This is a genomic window from Pseudalkalibacillus sp. A8, assembly GCF_045920555.1.
Taxonomy (GTDB): Bacteria; Bacillota; Bacilli; order Bacillales; family Fictibacillaceae; genus Pseudalkalibacillus.
Window position 1 is genome coordinate 2,843,620 of record NZ_CP174509.1, and the last position, 20,656, is coordinate 2,864,275.

16 protein-coding genes are annotated in these 20,656 nt (G+C 38.7%); 11 read left to right on the forward strand and 5 right to left on the reverse strand.

All coding sequences use genetic code 11. The features are described from left to right. Positions 1–349: 349 nt before the first annotated feature. On the reverse strand, positions 350–1,519 hold the full coding sequence (locus ACJROX_RS14645) for an MFS transporter (RefSeq protein ID WP_408011416.1): 1,170 nt from the start codon (positions 1,517–1,519) through the stop codon (positions 350–352). 241 nt (positions 1,520–1,760) lie between these two features. Between ACJROX_RS14645 and ACJROX_RS14650 the strand changes: the two genes are divergently transcribed. Next, positions 1,761–2,027, forward strand: a complete 267-nt coding sequence (locus tag ACJROX_RS14650) for a YciI family protein (protein WP_408011417.1) — start codon at positions 1,761–1,763, stop codon at positions 2,025–2,027. Between the two features lie 137 nt (positions 2,028–2,164). On the opposite strand, the gene ACJROX_RS14655 is transcribed toward ACJROX_RS14650, so the two are convergent. Both ACJROX_RS14655 and ACJROX_RS14660 read right to left on the reverse strand, forming a co-directional pair. Continuing rightward, positions 2,165–2,425, reverse strand: a complete 261-nt coding sequence (locus ACJROX_RS14655; protein WP_408011418.1) for a hypothetical protein — start codon at positions 2,423–2,425, stop codon at positions 2,165–2,167. Between the two features lie 28 nt (positions 2,426–2,453). Then, on the reverse strand, positions 2,454–2,726 hold the full coding sequence (locus ACJROX_RS14660; RefSeq protein ID WP_408011419.1) for a transposase: 273 nt from the start codon (positions 2,724–2,726) through the stop codon (positions 2,454–2,456). A gap of 808 nt (positions 2,727–3,534) precedes the next feature. On the opposite strand from ACJROX_RS14660, the gene ACJROX_RS14665 reads away from it, so the two are divergent. The 3 genes from ACJROX_RS14665 (at position 3,535) to ACJROX_RS14675 (ending at position 6,754) form a co-directional block, all read left to right on the forward strand. Beyond that, the gene (locus tag ACJROX_RS14665; protein ID WP_408011420.1) at positions 3,535–4,431 is read left to right on the forward strand and encodes an RCC1 domain-containing protein; all 897 of its coding nucleotides are present in this window, start codon (positions 3,535–3,537) and stop codon (positions 4,429–4,431) included. Positions 4,432–5,343: 912 nt separating this feature from the next. Further along, complete coding sequence (locus ACJROX_RS14670; RefSeq protein ID WP_408011421.1) at positions 5,344–5,871, forward strand: RNA polymerase sigma factor; 528 nt, start codon at positions 5,344–5,346, stop codon at positions 5,869–5,871. Continuing rightward, positions 5,855–6,754 carry a DUF4030 domain-containing protein gene (locus tag ACJROX_RS14675; RefSeq protein ID WP_408011422.1) on the forward strand — a complete coding sequence of 300 codons (900 nt, stop codon included), beginning with the start codon at positions 5,855–5,857 and terminating at the stop codon, positions 6,752–6,754. The genes ACJROX_RS14670 and ACJROX_RS14675 overlap by 17 nt, the downstream gene beginning before the upstream one ends. 712 nt (positions 6,755–7,466) lie before the next feature. On the opposite strand, the gene ACJROX_RS14680 is transcribed toward ACJROX_RS14675, so the two are convergent. After that, the gene (locus ACJROX_RS14680; RefSeq protein WP_408011423.1) at positions 7,467–8,369 is read right to left on the reverse strand and encodes a selenium metabolism-associated LysR family transcriptional regulator; all 903 of its coding nucleotides are present in this window, start codon (positions 8,367–8,369) and stop codon (positions 7,467–7,469) included. 87 nt (positions 8,370–8,456) lie between these two features. Continuing rightward, positions 8,457–9,512: a YeiH family protein gene (locus ACJROX_RS14685; protein ID WP_408011424.1), complete on the reverse strand. Its 1,056-nt coding sequence runs from the start codon at positions 9,510–9,512 to the stop codon at positions 8,457–8,459. A 301-nt stretch (positions 9,513–9,813) separates the two neighbouring features. Between ACJROX_RS14685 and ACJROX_RS14690 the strand changes: the two genes are divergently transcribed. The 7 genes from ACJROX_RS14690 (at position 9,814) to ACJROX_RS14720 (ending at position 20,612) form a co-directional block, all read left to right on the forward strand. Continuing rightward, positions 9,814–11,487, forward strand: coding sequence for an amidohydrolase (locus tag ACJROX_RS14690; protein ID WP_408011425.1), 1,674 nt, complete (start codon positions 9,814–9,816; stop codon positions 11,485–11,487). Positions 11,488–11,638: 151 nt separating this feature from the next. Beyond that, on the forward strand, positions 11,639–13,120 hold the full coding sequence (locus ACJROX_RS14695) for a sodium:solute symporter (protein WP_408011426.1): 1,482 nt from the start codon (positions 11,639–11,641) through the stop codon (positions 13,118–13,120). Between the two features lie 26 nt (positions 13,121–13,146). Next, a complete protein-coding gene (locus tag ACJROX_RS14700; RefSeq protein ID WP_408011427.1) occupies positions 13,147–14,397 on the forward strand; it encodes a Zn-dependent hydrolase in 1,251 nt (416 codons plus the stop codon). A 4-nt stretch (positions 14,398–14,401) separates the two neighbouring features. Next, entirely contained in the window at positions 14,402–15,898 is a 1,497-nt protein-coding gene (locus ACJROX_RS14705; RefSeq protein ID WP_408011428.1) for an APC family permease, read from the forward strand. 140 nt (positions 15,899–16,038) lie between these two features. Beyond that, positions 16,039–17,802: a sulfoacetaldehyde acetyltransferase gene (xsc, locus tag ACJROX_RS14710; protein WP_408011429.1), complete on the forward strand. Its 1,764-nt coding sequence runs from the start codon at positions 16,039–16,041 to the stop codon at positions 17,800–17,802. 281 nt (positions 17,803–18,083) lie between these two features. Next, positions 18,084–19,217 (forward strand): alanine dehydrogenase, encoded by a 1,134-nt coding sequence (gene ald / locus ACJROX_RS14715; RefSeq protein WP_408011430.1) that lies wholly within the window; start codon positions 18,084–18,086, stop codon positions 19,215–19,217. Between the two features lie 39 nt (positions 19,218–19,256). Beyond that, positions 19,257–20,612 (forward strand): aminotransferase, encoded by a 1,356-nt coding sequence (locus ACJROX_RS14720; RefSeq protein ID WP_408011431.1) that lies wholly within the window; start codon positions 19,257–19,259, stop codon positions 20,610–20,612. Positions 20,613–20,656: the final 44 nt, after the last annotated feature.

The window sequence follows — 20,656 nt, forward strand, 5'->3', positions numbered from 1 at the left end:
AAAGGCTGTTGTGAGGGAGTTGACCTTTTACTTGTTTAGTAAAAATCTTAAAGCTGTGGATAACTTTTGATATAAAATAAGAGTGAGTTAAGAAACAAATGATGATGGAAATTAGAAGAACGGTAAAATTCCGTAAAAAGCGGACACCAGAGGCCTTATTTTTACGTGAGAGTTTTGCATAATTTTTAGCCCTTGTACCTCAAGGGATTGAAAGACACAAATTATACGCTAAGCAAATTGCAAACTAAAAAAGTCGAATTCCTATGGAGGTTAAGGAACCGACTTTTTTTAATTTGGCTTGTTACACTAACGCCCCCCGTTAGCTAAATAACAAGACCTCGTACTGAGGTCATCTATCTTCTGAAAAAACATATTCTTTTTTGGCTTCTTGTACCTTTTGGGTACTGAGTACAAAACTAACGATTGCTGCGCCGCTACAAACATAAGGGAGCAGTGAATATCCCCAATTAGATATGACATAACCTCCAATCATTGAACCAATCGTGATACCTATATATAAAGCTGTATTATTCCATGCCATAGCAATTCCTCGTTCTTTTGAATATTCCGTTGCTAATCTTGTTTGATACGATGTGAATCCTGCATAACCAACCAAAGCCCATATAAACAGAAAGAAATAAACCCAATCGCCAGATGAGAAGAATATCCCTAAACAAATGAGTATAAGAGTCAAGAAAATTAGTGTAGCCTTTGAAATTTTTCTTTCTCCAAATTTATCTGTTAATTGTCCACTTGTAAGGCTTCCTAAAACCGCTCCGATACCATAAAAAGTAACAGCTAATGCGATTTCTGATGATGAGAATCTATTTTCGGAGTAAAGAGCTGCTCCCAAATAAACATAAAGAGTATACATCGAAATTGCCCAAATGGTAGTAACACTTACAGAACCTAATATTCGAAGAAGATTTCCTTGTAGTAGATTTATGGTTGAATCACTTCTAGGAATAGAAACCCATGTTTTGAAATTCACTACTGCTAATATTGCTCCTATGATAGCCATTACAACAAATACTGAACGCCAACCTAGAAAATGCTCCAATAACGTACCGAACGGCGCTCCTGCGCAAAGAGCCGTTAAGTGTCCTGAAACAACAATTGAAAGCCATCTTCCCCTCCGATTTGGTGGTGCAATATCACTAATGATTGCATATATCAAAGGGGTAATTGAAGCAACGGACAAACCAGATAAAATACGGCTTATAATTAACCATAAAAAAGAAGGAGCAAAAGCGGTTAGTGCATTAGAAATAGCAAACAGCAATAAACCAAACGTAATAAATATTCTCCGTCCCTTTTTATCTGAAAACCAACCAAAAAAAGGAGCTGAAAAAGCATATGTAACTGCAAAAACTGTTACCATCCATCCAGTGGTCGATGCACTAACCTGATATGCTTCCGAAATAAACGGTAATAACGGAGACACCACAAATAAGTCAGTACCCATAAGAAACAAAGTTATCCAACCAACACTTAAACTTATCTTCCCTTGTAACTCCATTAAATCCCCCCATTGATATGTATATTCTCAAAGGGGCATAAAAAGAGTTACGTTGGAATCATTAATGATGAAACATATCACTACAAAATGCATTTCCTATTGTTTGTTTTTGAATTTACGATTGAAGAACCCATCACGATTCCTTTAAAATAAGACGAACGACTATTTTGAACCGCGTTAAATGTGGCATAATAACAAAGATCATTTTTAGAGAGGGAGATTAAATATGGTGTTATACTTAGTGAAATATACTTTAAAAGGTAATGATAAAGGGGCACATTTAAAGCCTGATCACGTTGATTATCTAAAAAAACTATATGATGAGGGAACTTTACTGACGGCAGGATTGTTTATAGGCAAGGTCGGGGGGTATCTATTGTTTAAAACAGAGTCTTATGAAGAAACGCAAGCATTGATTGAGAAAGACCCCTATATCGTTCATGGGGTGAGAGACTTTGAAATTGAATCTTGGGATGTCTCACCGTTTCCTCTTAAAGTTATTGAGTAACCATATTTTTAGAGCATGTGGATCTATCTCAGTATCAGTATAGAATAAAATACAAATTACATTTTAAGGGGAATTGAAAATGGCAGAAATAAAAAAGATGATAACGGACCAAGACATTTTAGGAACTTTTCCATTATTCAAACAGTTACGTCCACATTTATCAATTTTTCAGCTTTATTTCGAGCTCTTGTTTCACCGTAACGTCCCTTACTTACACGGTTTAGTAACTCAGCAAGTTGGTCTGTATCAAGATTTAATAAGTCCTCTGGTAAAGGATATTGTAGAAGAATTTCAGTGGAAGACATCCCGAAAACATCAGAAAATATCTGTTCATATTCAGGGAAAACCTGATCTAATAAAGCAATGATTTTTCTCTTAACATCCGAACTTTGATCCACTAACGCATACCGTAACCGTTCTAAATGTCTAAGTTGAAGTAAATCCTCTTCTACAAAAGGAGTCCTTTAATCCAAGTTTATGTAGGAAAGAAAAGACAGATAACCAATAATGCCCTGTGGCTTCTAATCCACAAGTGCAATTTTCAGGTGTTAGTGTGTGTTGATTTAAAAATTCAAGAAGTTTTTCACTACCAGATTTTGAATTAGCAAAGCGAACCGTCTTACCGATAGGATCGCCTTTTTCATTAATTAATCCAGCTTCATGATGGCGTTTTCCAATATCAATGCCAAGATAGATCATAATTAGCACCACCTATATTCCAATTAATCAGATGGCAGGAAATCCTCTTTATCTTTATAGATATCCAACCTCGTTCCATATACGACAACTAAGTGTCATCCAGCTCATTCGAATAGTTCTATAAAGAAAGAGGTGTCAGTCTATAATACGAAGACAAAGCTTCAAGGGGGCGATCGACAACCTCTATCTGATTTAAATCCATTATACCTTGATATAAGGTATAAAGAATTTAAAGACCAGAAAAAATCTGGTTAATAATAATATACGAGGGGGCGATAATTTAATCGTCCTCATTTGTATTATACTGGTAGGACTATTAACGGGAGTTGTTGAAGAAGGTATTTGTTTCGTCAATTAATAATAAGGAGAGGATTTAATTGACTTCAAAAATCATCTTTTCACTAACAAATCAGGCGTAATAACCGATGAACAATTACAGGAAATGCTTGATAAATTTAATTTAGGAAGGCCTTCTCTTCAAGAAGTACAGAACAGGGTGTAATGAAACAAACAAGATTTGTTTTTTCAACTGAAGGAGAGTTCGTCTTCAAAGGAAATCCTTTGTACCCTGGACAATTGATAGAAGAAAAGTTTTTGTAGAAGAATTACATAAACGGACAAATGTTAACGTCCCTATTCCTTATCTTTTAGATGAGACAGATGATATTTTGGGCTGGAGTTATTCATTAATGCCTCGCATATCAGGAGAACAAACAACCATACAGTTGCTTACATTTAACGAGCAACCGTAAAGTTACATATACTTGTCAGGTAACCGTAGGGTTGCTTATATTCAAGGAGGTAAAACATGGATTACATTTCACCGAAAGAAGCGGTGTTAAAGGTGAAACGGTGGCCTAAAGATACCATAGCGGCGGGTCGTCGTCATACCGTTGGGCTTAAATCTGACGGAACGGTGACGGCTGTGGGTGATAATAAATATGGCCAATGTGATGTAAGCGGCTGGCGCGATATTGTGGCAGTCGCGGCTGGTAATGTTCATATGGCGACGAACACGGGTAATGCTCATACAATCGTTCTTAAATCTGACAGTACTGTGGCGGCTGTGGGTTGGAATAAGCATGACCAATGCGATGTAAATGACTGGCGCGATATTGTAGCGGTTGCGGCGGGTTGGCGTCGTACCATTGGGCTTAAATCGGATGGCACTGTGGTAGCAGTGGGCCGAAATAATGAAGGTGAATGCAATGTAAGCGGCTGGCATGATATTGTGGCGGTCGCGGCGGGTGACTGGCATACCATCGGTCTTAAATTGGACGGCACGGTGACGGCTGTGGGTAATAATCGGTATCGCCAATGCAATGTAAACGGCTGGTTCGATATTGTGGCGGTCGCGGCGGGTTATCTTCATACAATCAGTCTTAAATCGGACGGAACGGTGACGGCTGTGGGTTTGAATAAACATGACCAATGCGATGTAAGCGCCTGGCGCGGTATTGTGGCGATAGCGGTGGGTAGTAATCATACCATCGGCCTTAAATCGGACGGTACTGTGGCGGCTGTAGGTTGGAATGAGTATGGCCAATGTAATTTAAGTGATTGGCGCGATATTGTGGCGATAGCGGCGGGTTGTTCCCATACCGTCGGGCTTAAATCGGACGGCACGGTGGTTGCTGTGGGTGATAATGAATATGGCCAATGCGATGTAAGCGGCTGGCGCGGCATCCAACTGCCTGGCAATTAGTTTTTAATAACAACAAGCCAGAGAATCACTGAACGAGTTAATGAGCATTGCTTCAGAAATAAGGCTATTCCAAGCCGTGATATGGGCTCTAGCATCTAGGGAAAGATTTTCAGAGATAACGACGGGAAGGTCCTACTTCCAGCTGGAACGACAACAACCAGCAAAGACCCGTCATATAAGGTATCACCGAAATTGACAGGAGGATTTAGGACTGACGGATGAGGTCGTAGTAGCTAAGAGGAAAAGGTAATGCTTTTCTAAATATGTAGAAACATATTTCAACAATGGTAACACCAAAGTTGAGCAAAGGACCTTTGGGCACTTGGATGCCATGGGATTGTGAAATAGGACACAGAGCCTTAATAATAATAACAGTTATTTGTCCCGAATATGGCTAATTATGTAGTAAACCTTGTTATTGATAGGGGAATATGGGTGTCGCCATTTAATCCTAGGATAATAAGGGAAGGCTCATTTATTATATATCCAAGGTTAGAACCGGACTCGGGAAATCCGACCGTCCGGGATCGCAAGGGGGCTTCAGGAAACGTGGCTTTAATTAGTGCGCGCGCCTGAATTCTACCAGCCAATAGTGCAAGCACGGTTCTGGGAGGGGATGGAGTACAATTTACCGTACGGTAGAAAGGCTCCCTTCTACTCGACTTCTGTAATAAGAAATGTGTCATTCTTTATAGTGCCATTTAATTGAATAAATGAAATAAGTAACAGTATTATGAAGCTGTTCGACCATTTGAAGTATAATCAGGATTTTTATAAAGTAAATTAGAAGCTAAGGAGATTGCAACAACGATTTCTTTAGCTTCTTTTTTTGAAAAAACATTCAAAATCACAACTTTTATTTTATCAATACGTCTAAGTATTGAACATTGATAAAAAAGGAGGGATGATAATTTGTCGGACTTTAAAAAAGAAGAAATTGCGGATTGGTATGACCAACATAGTAAATCCGTTTTAACCTTTATTTTATTGATGGTAAAAGACTATCAACAAGCAGAAGATTTAACCCACGATACATTTGTAAAAGCATATTTAAATTATGATTCATTTAAACATAACTCAAGTGAAAAAACATGGTTATTCAGTATTGCTCATAATCTAACGGTTGATTTTTCAAGAAAGCGTAAGCCAAGCATCTTCTTGAAAGAAGTTTTTCTTCCGCAAAAAGATAATAATCTATTGCCTGAAGAAATACTCAAAATAAAAGAAAACTCATATGAACTTTATACCGCCTTAGGTGAAATCAAAGATACTTATAGAAAAGTAATTGTATTAAGGAAAATCAAGGGTTTTTCCATTGAGGATACCGCGAAAATTTTAAGTTGGTCTGAAAGTAAGGTTAAATCAACACTTTTTAGAGCAATTCCAATTCTGAAAAAAAAGTTAATAAAGGAGGGGTTTTTAGATGAAAAAATATTATGAGGACGGTTTTGATGATCAATCTCTAGAAAAGTTGGAAGATGATATTATGTGGAATAAAACACAACGAAGAGAACTGAAGGACCGAATTTTTATTAATGTGGAAACATTTGAATCACAAGAAAAAATGATCCCTACCAAGTTAGTTCGTATCAAACAAATAAGTTTGGTTAGAAAGTTAACTTACTCAGTTCTTGCTTTCATAATTTTATTTGGATTATTTGTTGGTTCTGCATTTGTATCTCCTGCGATGGCAAACGTTGTTTCCAACATTCCATATATGGGCCAAATTTTTCAATCGAAACCAATATTGGGCTTGATTAACGATGAACTAAAGGAGAAAGGCTATAATATTGGTTCTATAGGAATCAGGTATCAGCCGAAAAAAGTAATTGAAGTAAGTATCGAGGGTTCAGATGATTATTACAAAGAAGTAAAAGATGATGTCGAAAAGATTGTAAAAGGTATTCTAAAATCAAGAGGCTATGATGCGTATTCCTTAAACGTAAATAAATTTGTTGCAAAAAAAGATTATGTCCTAAAAGTTGCTAATACGAATGAATTTAAAATTTATACAACTAATGTAACAGGAGTACCAGTGAATGCAACCAAAGCCGATAAAGGAACACAAATTATATCTACGATCAACGAAGGGCTTATGTCGAAAAAGGAATATAAAGTAACAGAGGTAGGTTATACAAATAAACCATTGACCTTTATCATAAAGACCTCCATTTTAAGTTCCGATCCAACTGCTGAAACTCTTGGAACCGAAATCGAAACAATGATTACTGAATTCGTGACATCAGAGGAAGTTTCTTCAATATTAGAGAATGAACCTTATGAAATAATTGTAAATAGCAAGGATAATAAGAAGATAAATTAGGTTGTTTAGACAGCTAAGGTATTCAATGATCTTCAACAAACGGGCGCTAGCGGCCGAGCAAGGTCGTATCATATAACGAGTGGGATTCCCGTCGAGTAAGAACTAGCCATTCGCTCGTAGCGAGTCTTGGAGGACTAAAGGTAACTCTAGTCTTTAAGCGTAGACAGCTAGGTGGCGGGCCGAAAGCCAAATGGTTGAAGGGATTGAAATAAAGATATTCATGATCATGGACAGATTTAGACGCTCGCTTATTGGTTATTACAACTATTATTGCATCACTGATAATATCCAAAATGTTAGTAACTTCAAAGACAAAATCGAGAACTTACTGTTTAAATGGCTCAATAGAAGAAGTCAAAGGAAATCCTTTACATGGGATAAATTCAGACTATTTCTTGATAAATATCCACTACCATCACCAAGAATTAAAGTGAATATATATGATTTAAGAAAAGAGATTAGCTACATTCTGTGAATGATGACCAGGAGGAGCCGTGTGCATTGGAGCAGCCGTCAAGGCTGAAATTCTAATGGAGTGAAAGTCTCCTGTTGTCAATTGACCGCAAAGCAGGGTATACCAGCTTGAAAGAAAAGGGATATGTATAAATTTATTGGAAGGAGCTAGCCTCCTTCCTTTTTATGTTTAAAAAAAATTTATAAACCTCTTAATTTGCTGAATACTAAAAGTGAAAAAATAACTTTTCTTTTATAATTATGGATAAAAAAATGTTTTAGATAAAAAGGTAATAAACGATTCACTTGGTAATGAGAGACTTTCTGTATCGTAGACATAATATAGTTGTCTACGTAATTGAATCCCTTGAATGGATACTTCTCTGAGAATATTCAACTGGATTTCTTTTTGGATAGTAGATTTAGAAATAATTGATACTCCCATACCAGAAGCAACAGCAGATTTTATAGACTCAGTGTTTTCAAGCTCCAAGATAATATTCAGATCCTTAAGATCTAACTGATGAGCACGTAAATGTTCTTCAATCACTTGTCTAGTACCTGACCCAGGCTCACGTAGAATTACAGGTAAGGTAAAAAGTTCATCTGGAGTAATTTGTTTTTGCTGGCCTATCGGATTTGTAGGTTCGTTCGAAGTAATAATAACTAGCTCATCTTCTAAAAAAGGAGTTTGGCAAAGGCCAGGATAGGAGTTCATTGATTCGATAAACCCTAAGTTAATTTCTTTGTTAGAAAGCTTTTCAATTATTTGTTCTGAGTTATAGACTTTTAGAATAATATTTACATTTGGAAATTCATTTTTGTATTTACCTAAAATAAAAGGAAGTATATATTCACCAATGGTTAAGCTTGCACCAATAACTAAATCCCCATTTATTGACTCAGAAAGGACTGCAAGCTCCTTTTTGGTCCTCTCAACAAGATTCAGGATTTTTTCAGCGTACTCCACTAATAGTTGCCCTGATGGTGTAAGGGCTATTCTTTTTGTTGATCTTTCAAATAATTTCGTATTCAGCGATGATTCTAACTGTTGTATTTGTATACTAATACTCGGTTGAGATAGATGTAAGATTTTAGCTGTTTCAGAAAAGTTTTTCTGTTTTGCTGCAATATAAAATACTTTTAAATGTTCTATGTTCAATAATATCCACTCCTCCCCAACATTAGTGATTACTCTTAAGTTTAATATTACATACAAATAAAATTATTTTCTATGAGAAAGTGTACTTTAAAGTAGGAGGAGAAGGATTGGCCCTAAACAAATTAATAAAATAAAACCAATAACTCCAAGTAAAACTGGTTTTACACCTACTTTTTTGAAATCAGAAATATTAATACTTAAACCGAGCCCGGCCATTGCCATAGATATTAAGAAAACACTTACCATGATTAAAAAATGAGTGACAGAATTTGGTATCCATTGTAACGTGTTCAAGATACTCATGGCAAGAAAACCAAATATAAACCACGGGATAGGTAAGTCTTTGAAACTTCGTTTTTTTAATGTTCCCTCTGACTCTTTCTTTGAAAAAAAGAACCCTAGTATGATAACTACAGGGATTAACAAAGCAACCCTTCCTAACTTCACAAGTATAGCGATTTTACTACCTACTTCACCTCCTGGAATTGAAGCAGCAATAACGTGCGCTAACTCATGCAACGTTGAACCGACTAAGACACCATAAAGGTATGCGTCCATATCAAGAAATGGATACGTAAATATATATCCAATTGCACCAAAAGTGCCTAAAATTGCGATACATGCAACCGCCAAGGCAATATATTCTTTTCGTACTTTAATTACAGGAGCGACAGCTACTATTGCAGCTGCTCCACAAACAGCTGTTCCAATAGCAATCAATGCTGCCAAATGGTTATCTACCTTTAAAATTTTACCTAAACCAATCATTATAAGCATGGTAAATCCAATTACAATCGCATCGATTATTAAAATAGAAATTCCAGCATCGATAATTTGGCTAAGATTTAAACGAAGCCCCATTAAAATAATTCCAATGCGTAACAGCACTTTGCTGCTAAATGCAATACCTGCTTCCATTTCCTGCTGTGTTCCCATAAACCCTTTCCACGCTGTACCTAATAAAATAGATAAAATCATTGTCCCCATAATAGAGAAAAAGGGGAATGTTGCGATCTGTCCGGCAACAGTAGCAAGAACAACTGTTAGAGCGATACCTCGGATAAGTTCTTTATATTTAGGTTGCTGTTTTTTATTTTCTTTTGAGGGTGGCCCGTAATGTTCATTTAATTTTTCTATTGTCATAGAGTTTTTCTCCTTTCGTGACCGTTGTAATTTTAGGTTAGCATAAGGAAAGGGGATGGGATAATTTTACTTTTATATAGTATTTATTAAAGAATTTAATAAAGCGTAACTTCCGTATTATGAATAAAGAAAATAGTAGAAATATTTAAATTATTAAAAATTTTATATTGACGTTTTAAGTGAGTGAATGTAACATTTTATGTGATAACTGGTACGTACGTTATGATGTCATGTCGGTCGTGAAAATGGTCCTGCTATTTATTTTAAACTTATTTAATTTAAGAAAAATGGAGGGATAGCAATGCTGCAAAAATCAGATTTAATAATAACCAACGCCAATGTAATCACTCTTGATAATAACAATAGGCGTGCAGGCTCAGTTGCTGTAACCAATGGACGAATAACTGGAATTTGGTCAGAGAAGGAACCACCGCGTTGTGAAGTTGAGTACAGTATTGATACTGAAGTGATTAATTTGAAGGGTCGTACGTTAATTCCTGGCTTCATCGACACCCATAACCACATTCTTATGTATGGTCAAATGAAACAACAGATTGATTGTAGTTCCCCGGTAAATGAGTCGATTAGTGACATTCAATCCCGCTTGAAAACAGTAGTAGAACAAACTCCAAAAAACCAATGGATACTAGGGTATGGTTACGATGATACTCTCCTTAAAGAAAAGCGGCATCCAACTAAAGATGATTTAGATACAGTAGCCCCGCACCACCCTGTATTTTTAAGGCATATTTCAGGACATTTGGCAGTTGTCAATTCGGCAGCCATGCATCTTGCTAATATTGATGAATACATATCTGAACCATCGGGAGGGCATTTTGGACGAGACAGTTCCGGCAAACTCAATGGTGTTTTATATGAACCTGGGGCAATGAATACTGTTTTTTCCAAAATCCCTGTCCCATCTACACAAATGTTAGTTTCACAACTAGGAGAAGCAGCCCGCGATTATTTATCACAAGGTATCACTACTAACACAGACGCTGCAGTCGGCATGTTTAACGGTGAGGTAGAACTTGAAGCACACCTTACGGCAGTGGCAAATGGTGTAAATCCACTACGTATGAGATTAATGGTCATGCATGATCTATTAAAACCGGTTTCCCTTTTTGGTTCATTATCTGCTAAAGAGGTAAATATTGAAATCCTTAAACGCTCTAATGGACGTGCCTATCTGGATGGTGCCAAATTGTTTCAGGATGGATCTATTCAAGGTCTAACAGGTGCATTGCGTAAACCGTACCATTGTAATGCTGACCTTTATGGGGACCTGATCCATAATCAAGAAAGATTCAACTCAGAGATATTGGATTTGCATAAAAGAGGTTTCCGGATTGCAATCCATGGTAATGGGGACCGTGCTATTAAATCGATTTTAGATGCCTATGAATATGCATTGGAAAACTTTCCTCGAGATGACCATCGTCACCGGATAGAACACGTCCAAACTGCTACATTAGATGATTTGAACCGAATGAAAGAGCTTGGTGTGGCGGCTTCATTCTTTATCAATCATGTCTATTACTGGGGGGATCGACATAAGAAACTATTCTTAGGTCCACATAGAGCAGAAAGGATCAACCCAATAGCTGATGCCATACATCGTAAATTGTTGTTTACGCTACATTCTGATTGTCCAATAACACCGATCTCTCCTTTGTTCTCAATCTGGGCTGCAGTAAACCGTTTAACAAAGGAAGGGGATATACTCGGTCCGGATCAACAGTGTGATGTGGAAACAGCACTTAAATCGATGACGATTTATGGAGCCCAATTGAATTTTGATGAACAACACTCGGGAAGCATTGAGCTTGGTAAACACGCTGATTTTGCGGTGCTGGAAGAGGACCCGACAGCAATAAACAAGGAAGGCATTAAGGATATCCCCGTCACTGCAACAATAATTGGTGGAAATGTTGTCTATGAATCTGACCTGACATCCATTGCTTCCTTGTAATCAGGTAAACAGGAAATTGTTCAAAAATAATTACATCTATAAACCAATATTGAGAAAGGAGCTGATTTTTATAAGTTTTAAATCTATCTCCATACATTGAATCGTGTAACTTTGTCAAAGGTGGAATGTAAAAAAGAAAAGGGTGATGATTGTGAATTGGTGGTTAGTATGGCTTGTCGCGTTTATAACCGGGATAAGTATACTTGGAATTTATTACTCTCGCAGGATCAAATCAGCTGATGACTATGTAATGGCGAATTTCAGTTTAGGTTTTTTTCCAATTTGCGGAAGCATAATTGCTACCGCTTTAGGTGCCTCTGCAGTAATTGGAGCATCCGGAAAAGGCTTTACGATTGGTTTATCATGGTTTACAGCAAACATCCCTTACGTATTGTTTTCCATTTTACTTGCTATGATTCTTGGCTCAACGATACGCAAACTTAAACTATACACACTTCCTGATCTTTTTGTACGTCGATTTGGTAAAGCTACAGGTCTTATTCCGGCATTAGTAATTAGTATCCTGTATATGACCCCAACCTTTGGAATGCAAATTGTAGGGATGGGTTCAATCTTAACATCTATCATCGACGTCCCACTAACGTTAGCTATGCTTTTAGGTTTTGTCGTATGTGTAGCGTTTACCTTGATGGGCGGGCTTCCGAGTGTTGCGTGGACGGATGCAGTCCAGTCTGTCCTAATTCTCCTTGGGCTTATTGTGCTGTTCCTAATAGGGGTGAATTATGTTGGTGGATTTAATGTAGTAATGGCTAATACACCTGAGAATATATCGAGCTTTTTTAGTTTAAGTAAAACAGAAATGTTTAACTATCTTGTCATCTTTGGCCCCTTCTATTTAGTATGGCAAACTACTTGGCAGCGATTGGCTGCTGCTAGAACAGATAAAATAGCGGTTAGAGCTGTTTCCATTGGTTATTTGCTGAGTGGATTTGTTGGTCTTTTTGCAATCGGTATTGGGATCGTTGCCCGTCAAGTTTTACCATTAAATACAGTTCCTGATTTAGTTTATACCGAATTTTTGACCACTATCGCTCATCCATCAATAGGTGGATTATTTATGGTCTCACTTTTCGCTGCCGTATTAACAGGAGCTACATCCTTTCTATTAAGTGGTGCGGCGAACATTTCAAAGGACATCTATCATGGATGGATTTCTCCTGACGCCAGCGATAAGAAGGTATTGAAAGTTTCGCGTCTTTCCGTTGCTATTATGGCTTTTTTAGGACTAGGAGTAGCTTTGTTTATAAAAGACATCGTTGCAATCTACACTTATGCACTATCTTTATCTGCAGTAACACTCGTTATGCCCGTTATGGCAGCGATGTTTTGGAAAAGAGCTACTAAATCAGGTGCCATAATAAGTATCATAGGATCACTTGCTTTTGCGCTGATTTGGAATTTTGCCGGAAGGCCTTTTGGACTGCATGAAATCATTCCTGGATTAGCCGTTTCTTTTTTACTATTAGTTGTGGGAAGTTTAGTAACAGAGCATTCTTCGGAAGAAGAGGTTATTGCATACTATTTTGCATTAAAAGAATTGGACGATCCTTCACTTGAATCGGCCAATAGTGTAGTAGATACCAGTGTCAAACAAGAAAGAATGGACGCATAGTTATCTAGATTCCCAGAGGTGATTAAATGATAAAAATTGAACGTTTAAAATCACGAATGATAGCAATGGCTGACATCGGAAGAACAGAAAAGGGGGGTGTAACTAGATTAGCACTTTCAGAAGAAGATCGTAAAGCACGGAACTTATTTATTAATTGGATGGAAGATTTAGGTATGTACGTTCGATACGATGATGTCGGCAACATATATGGAAGAATAGAAGGGACAGACCCTACAGCACCTGTTATTGTTGCAGGCTCTCATTTGGACTCTGTTCCAAAAGGTGGTAAATTCGATGGGGTTTTAGGAGTGTTAGGGGCATTGGAAGCAGTAAATGCCATTTTAGAACAAGGAATAGACCACCGTCACCCTATTGAAATTGTTTCATTTACAAATGAAGAGGGTGCAAGATTCACTCCTCAAATGTTAGGAAGCGGGGTAGTTTCTGAAATTTTTTCTTTAGATTACGTATATGATCGACAGGATCAACACGGGCTTTATTTTAAGGATGAGCTTGAAAAAATCGGATTTATAGGGGAACGATCGAATCGGTTGAAAAATGTTTCCGCGTTTATCGAATTACACATTGAACAAGGACCAGTATTGGACTTTGAACAACAATCCATAGGAGTTGTTCAGGGTATTTCGGGTTTCTCTTGGATGGAGGTAAACGTAAGAGGTGATTCCAATCATTCAGGTTCAACACCAATGAAATTAAGAAAGGATTCTCTTGTGACGGCAGCATCCATTATAGCAGAGATTGATAGCTGGGCTCGGCAAAGAACAGATGGAACAGTAGCCACAGTCGGTCAAATTCATTCAACTCCCGGAATTATAAACGCAATTGCTGGAGAAACCAACTTTACCATAGATGTTCGGCATTCAAACACCAATCAGTTAGAAAATTGTAAAAAAGAAATCGAACAGATCATTAAAAAAGTAACGACCAAAAATGAGATGAAGTACACATTAAAAGAAATATGGTCTCATGATCCAGTACGTTTTTCTCCTGACTTGGTCAATGTTTTGGAAAGGATTTGTCAACAGCATGATTTTTCTTTCAAGCGAATGAATAGTGGAGCTGGTCATGACGCGATGTACATTAGCAAAATATCCGAGACGGCAATGATCTTTGTCCCTAGTAAGAATGGTAAAAGTCACTGTGAAGATGAAGATACACCATGGGAACAGATTGAAAAAGGGGTAACGGTACTTTACGAGACATTATGCTTCTTGTCGACGGTTAAATACCCATTAAAAAATTACAAAGGGGGATAAGTGGATGGAGGAGAGGACACAGCTGGAAAAGACGTTGAAACCTCATTGGGTACTAGCAATTGCATTTGGTTCCGCTGTCGGATGGGGGTGCTTTGTACTACCAGTAGATTGGCTTACGAAAGCAGGTCCGTTTGGTGCAATCATTGGATTCAGTGTTGGAGCATTATTGATGATCGTAATCGCTGTGAGTTATGGTATTTTGATCAATAGATTTCCGGTTTCTGGTGGAGAATTTGCTTATGCTTATCTAGGGTTTGGACGTAAACATGCCTATATAGGCGGTTGGTTTTTAGCTTTAGGATATATTTGTATCGTTGCCTTAAATGCGTCAGCACTAGCTTTATTAGGGAAGTTCGTTCTTCCAGGTATTGTGAAACAAGGTCTGATGTACAATATTGCAGGTTGGGATGTATATTTTGGTGAAGTTTCGATTGCTAGTATAGCACTTCTGCTTTTTGCATATTTGAACATTCGTGGAGCAAGCATTTCCGGAAAGGCGCAATTTGTCTGCTGTGTATTGCTTGTGTTAGGTGTGCTATTGATCGCAGGCAGCATGTTTTTACATCCTTCTGTTTCATTCAGTAACCTTCAACCATCATTCAAACCAGGAGTGTCGGCTTGGTCAGCGATCATTGCAATCGTAGCTATCGCACCTTGGGCTTATGTTGGATTTGACAATGTTCCGCAAGCAGCGGAAGAGTTCAGCTTTTCACCGAAAAAAGCTTTTAAACTGATAGTCTTATCCCTCATTTGTGCGGCTGTCGTATACTCATTAATGATTCTTGCTACAGCAGTTGCAATGCCATGGCAAGAGCTTGTCCATCAACAATCGATTTGGGGAACTGGTGACGCTATATCAGGCCTTTTAGGTAATAGTGGTGTCATTTTGCTTACGATTTCCGTGTGTATGGGAGTTTTTACCGGACTGAATGGTTTTTATGTTTCCGCGAGTCGTTTGTTGTTTGCTATGGGCCGGGCGCATATTTTGCCAAAATCCTTTTCGAAGCTTCATTCGAAATATAAGACACCGTATGTAGGAATTGTTTTTACATGTATCATTTGCCTATTTGCACCATGGTTTGGCAGGCAAGCCCTGTTATGGGTTGTCGACATGTCGGCCATCGGCGTAACCATAGCTTACTTTTATTGTTGTCTTGTCGCTTTTAAGTGTCTGAAATGGAATAGTGAACAGAAGAGCGGGGATCTGGAAGATGTTGCCCCTGTAAAAAAAGGATTAACTCTTCTAGGAACCATCAGTTCGGTCGTCTTTTTAGGGTTACTGGTGGTACCAGGGTCACCGGCATTTTTAGGAATACCTTCTTGGGTTGCATTATTCGTATGGGTAGTCTTAGGAACCATTGTCTACTTATCCAGATCAAAAGAGCTTAATCAAATACCTGAAGAAAGACTCGACTACTTAATCCTCGGTAAATCTGGATTTAGAAAAGAGAATCGTTCACAGAGCAGTGATCTCTATCCACCAAAAGTGGACGTAAATTAAAAAAGGCCATTAAAATATTAGAATTTTTAGATTTATTGATTGACTTTTCAACAAAGTGGGTTGTAACATATGATTATCAACTGGTACGGACGTCGTAATGACCATGTTGAATATGAAATATACTTGAGGAGGAAAAAATAATGGCAAAAATTGAAACGAAAAACGTAAGAGGAACAAAAGTGAAAATGACACCGAGTGAGGCTATTGTTGAAACTCTGGTTGCTGAAGGAGTAACTCATATATCTGGTATTTTAGGATCTGCGTTCATGGATATGCTAGATTTATTACCGACCGCAGGAATTCGCTTTATCGGAGTACGTCATGAACAAAGCGCTGCACATATGGAGGATGCATACACTCGTGTTTCTGGTACTGCCGGTGTTGTAATCGGACAAAATGGTCCTGGAATAACCAATATGGTGACTTCAGTTGCTGCTGCCAACCAGGCGCATACCCCAATGGTTGTCATTTCTCCATCTGCCGGGACTCCAACAGTTGGATGGGATGGTTTCCAAGAGTGTGATCAAGTTTCGGTTTTTAAGGCGATTACCAAAGAAACAGTAAGAGTCACTCACCCAGGCCGAGTTGCAGATTGTTTAAGGACAGCCTTTCGAATTGCTTATGCAGAACGTGGTCCAGTTTTATTCGACATCCCGCGTGATTATTTCTATGGGGAAGTGGAAGACCAGATTCTTCAGCCGCATCAATACCGTGTCGATGCACGTGGCTGTGGTTCGACCGAATCATTGGATCGAGCTGCTGACTTGTTGTCCAAAGCGGAGTATCCGGTGATCATTTCAGGTCGAGGTACAGTGGATTCAGATGGTATTGAAGCGGTGAAAGCAATTGCCGAGCATTTGACAGCACCTGTTGCCGTCTCCTATATGCACAATGATGCGTTTCCAGATGATAATCCACTTGCCGTCGGACCTATCGGATACATGGGTTCAAAGGCTGCGATGAACACATTGAAGAAGGCGGATGTTGTTTTGGCAATTGGTACAAGATTATCTGTTTTCGGAACACTACCAGGCTATGATATTGATTATTTTCCAAAGAATGCTCAAATTATCCAAATTGACATCAATCCTAGAAATATTGCTCGAACACATCCAGTCGAAGTAGGGATCATCGGAGATGCTCGTGAAGCAAGTCTTGAAATCATGAAGCGTTTAAAATCGCTGATCCCGACCCGTAAGCAAAACAAAGAGCGTTTACTAGAAGTGACGAATGAGAAGCAAAAATGGGAAGAGGAGCTCATTGAACTGGCGATGAAGGATGGAAATCCGATTAACCCTCGTCGAGCGTTATTGGAGCTTGCAAAGGTACTTCCAGAAAATGCGATCGTTTCTACTGATATCGGAAATGTTTCATCGACAGCAAATGCGTATTTAAAATTCAAACAAAGCCGAAAACATATCGCTGCCCTTACGTTCGGCAATACAGGGTTCGCCTATCCTTCCGCTCTTGGTGCAAAGCTTGCAGAACCGGATTGCCCTGTGCTTGCGATTGTCGGTGATGGAGCATGGGGGATGAGCTTACATGAAGTCAGTACAGCCGTTGAAGAGAACATCCCAGTCATCGCGTGTGTTTTTAATAATGGTGCATGGTGTGCAGAAAAGAAAAATCAAGTTGATTTCTACAATAACCGGTTCGTAGGTGCTGATATCCAAAACCCTGATTTTGCAGAAGTTGCTCGTTCGATGGGAGCAGTCGGAATCAGAGTGGAGAAGGCCGAAGAACTAGGTCCTGTCATAGAGAAGGCTATAGTGTCCAACCAGCCGACTGTCATTGATATTCAAGTGGATGGAACACAATTAGCTCCACCATTTAGAAAAGATGCCTTGAAAATGCCTACGAGGTTATTGCCGAAATACGCACACCTTGATCACAAGAACTGGTGAAAATTATTTAGATCTATAGGGGCGTGATGACTCTAACAGGATTAGAGCGTCACGTCCACCTATAACAGGAGGAAATCATCTGATGTGGCATGAAACAACTTGCATTATTTGTGGTGACAAAACGATCTGTTATGTAGATTTAAAGCAATGCAATGGGAGAAAATGCACTTTAAATACAATAACAAACATTACTTGTGAGGATTGTGAAGACTGGCATCGTCTGATCATAGAAAATCGCGTCTTTGCTGGATTGTAAGACTACAATAAAAAGGGTGAAAAAGATGATTTTAGGTATTCCTAAAGAAATAAAAAACAGTGAAAATCGAGTCGGTATGACCCCAGCCGGTGTGTCTACATTTAAAAATAATGGACATGACGTATGGATTGAAACAGGTGCTGGATCAGGGAGTGGTTTTTTAGATCAGGATTACAGGGATGCTGGTGCTAAAGTGGTCGCTTCGGCTGAGGAAGCTTGGTCGGCTGAGATGGTCATTAAGGTAAAAGAGCCGCTTCCAGAGGAATATAAATATTTTCGGGAGGGGTTGATCCTTTATACGTATCTCCATTTAGCACCAGAACCTGAATTAACAAAAGCATTAATCGATAATAAAGTAACGGCCATTGCATATGAAACGATTCAATTAGAGAATGGCTCACTCCCATTATTGACTCCGATGAGCGAAGTAGCTGGACGGATGTCGGTCCAAATCGGTACGCAATTTTTAGAAAAAACCAAAGGTGGCAAAGGGGTTTTACTAGGTGGTGTACCGGGTGTAGCCCCAGCAGAAGTCGTCATAATTGGTGGAGGAATTGTCGGTACAAATGCGGCTAAAATGGCGATAGGACTTGGTGCGAGTGTCACGATACTCGATATCAACCCAGATCGTCTTCGCGAATTGGATGATCAATTTCGAGGACGATTAAGGACTGTGATGTCAAACAGCCTGAATATAAGTCAAGCGGTCAAAAAAGCGGATTTGCTTGTAGGAGCAGTACTTATTCCAGGAGCACGAGCCCCTCGTCTTATTTCAGAAGATATGGTCAAAACGATGCAAGAAGGTTCGGTTATTGTAGATGTCGCAATCGACCAAGGTGGGTCTATTGAAACCATTAACCGAATTACAACACATCATCATCCAACCTACGAAAAACATGGGGTCGTTCATTATGCTGTTGCTAATATGCCTGGGGCTGTCCCACGAACCTCTACGATTGCTTTGACGAATGTAACGATTCCTTTTGGTGTGCAAATTGCAAATAAAGGATTTAGGCAAGCAGTACTTGATAACATGGCACTAGCGAAAGGCATCAATGTAGTGAATGGTAAAGTAACGTACAAAGAAGTAGCAACTGCCCACAATTACGAGCACCATCTTCTCGATTCTGTTTTAAATCAAACCCCTGTCGCAGTTTAAAACGATCAACAAAAAAATAATCAATAGGGAGGCCATATCATGCAATTAGAAATGGAAAAAAAGGATCTTGTCCAAAAAGATAAAGATCACTTATGGCATGCGATGCATCGTTATAAAGAGAAAGCAAATCCTTTGATCGCTTCACAAGGTCAAGGTTCCTGGTTCACAGATACGAATGGAGAGAAGTATTTGGATGGCGTTTCTGGATTATGGTGTTTGAACCTAGGGCATGGACGTAAAGAAATTGCGCAAGCAGCTTTTGATCAGATGATGAATTTATCATACTTTCCTCTTACGTTAAGTCACAAGCCTGCAATTGAATTATCCTCAAAGATAAGTGAACTACTGAAAGGATCTTATGCAACATTTTTTGCAAATAGCGGTTCTGAAGCGAATGAAACCGCATTCAAAATTGCTCGTCAATATCATGCTCAAAACGGGAATCCAGGAAAATACAAGTTCATTTCCAGATATCGTGCTTACCATGGAACGACTTTAGGTGCATTAAGTGCAACGGCACAAGCAAACCGGAGAGTAAAGTATGATCCGGCCGTTCCAGGATTTCTGCATGTCCCACCACCATATAGCTATCGAAGTACATTTGGAGATAATGAAAACTCAGACCTTCATGCTGCGGAATATATCGATCAGGTGATTACTTGGGAAGGTTCTGAAACAGTTGCAGGACTCATTCTTGAGCCATTCATCTCCGGCGGCGGTGTTATGATCCCTTCAAAAGAATATTTAACAAGGGTATCAGAAATTTGTAAGAAACATGATGTCCTTATGATTGTTGATGAAGTCGTTTCAGGGTTTGGAAGAACAGGAAAGATGTTTGGATTTATGCATTCTGAAGGTGTTCAGCCGGATATCGTAACGATGGCAAAAGGGTTGACCAGCGGTTATATTCCGTTAGGAGCTACAGCTGTAAGATCTGAAATCTATGAGAAGTTTAAAGAAAACGGAAAACAAAACCACCTCAGACATATTTCTACTTATGGCGGGCATCCAGCTTCATGTGCTGTTGCACTCAAAAACATTGAAATTATTGAAAATGAAAAAATCGTTGAACGGGTCTCGCAGTTAAGTGATTCAATCCTCAGTAAACTCCATGATTTAATTTCCCTTGATAAAGTTGGAGAGGTTCGAGGAGTTGGATTTTTATATGGAATTGAGCTAGTTGAAGATAAGGAATCTAAGGTACCAGTTACAGAAGAGTTTATGGGAAGTGTCATAGCGGGTTGTAAGGATAAGGGCCTTATTATAGGCCGAAATGGTGATACAGTTCCTGGATATAGTAATGTTTTAATAATTGCACCACCATTATCCTCAACAGAAAACGATTTATATTTTGTAGTAGAGACTTTAAAAAAGGTTTTATACGAGCTATGTTAATTCTTAATATAGGGACATGCTAATATTGGTGGGCATGATTACGG

Excerpts from the sequence above, each read along its gene's own strand:
- ACJROX_RS14645 (WP_408011416.1), bottom strand. The coding sequence starts at position 1,519 with ATGGAGTTACAAGGGAAGATAAGTTTAAGTGTTGGTTGGATAACTTTG.
- ACJROX_RS14660 (WP_408011419.1), bottom strand. The coding sequence starts at position 2,726 with ATGATCTATCTTGGCATTGATATTGGAAAACGCCATCATGAAGCTGGA.
- ACJROX_RS14665 (WP_408011420.1), top strand. The coding sequence starts at position 3,535 with ATGGATTACATTTCACCGAAAGAAGCGGTGTTAAAGGTGAAACGGTGG.
- ACJROX_RS14675 (WP_408011422.1), top strand. The coding sequence starts at position 5,855 with ATGAAAAAATATTATGAGGACGGTTTTGATGATCAATCTCTAGAAAAG.
- ACJROX_RS14685 (WP_408011424.1), bottom strand. The coding sequence starts at position 9,512 with ATGACAATAGAAAAATTAAATGAACATTACGGGCCACCCTCAAAAGAA.
- ACJROX_RS14690 (WP_408011425.1), top strand. The coding sequence starts at position 9,814 with ATGCTGCAAAAATCAGATTTAATAATAACCAACGCCAATGTAATCACT.
- ACJROX_RS14700 (WP_408011427.1), top strand. The coding sequence starts at position 13,147 with ATGATAAAAATTGAACGTTTAAAATCACGAATGATAGCAATGGCTGAC.
- ACJROX_RS14705 (WP_408011428.1), top strand. The coding sequence starts at position 14,402 with ATGGAGGAGAGGACACAGCTGGAAAAGACGTTGAAACCTCATTGGGTA.
- xsc (WP_408011429.1), top strand. The coding sequence starts at position 16,039 with ATGGCAAAAATTGAAACGAAAAACGTAAGAGGAACAAAAGTGAAAATG.
- ald (WP_408011430.1), top strand. The coding sequence starts at position 18,084 with ATGATTTTAGGTATTCCTAAAGAAATAAAAAACAGTGAAAATCGAGTC.
- ACJROX_RS14720 (WP_408011431.1), top strand. The coding sequence starts at position 19,257 with ATGCAATTAGAAATGGAAAAAAAGGATCTTGTCCAAAAAGATAAAGAT.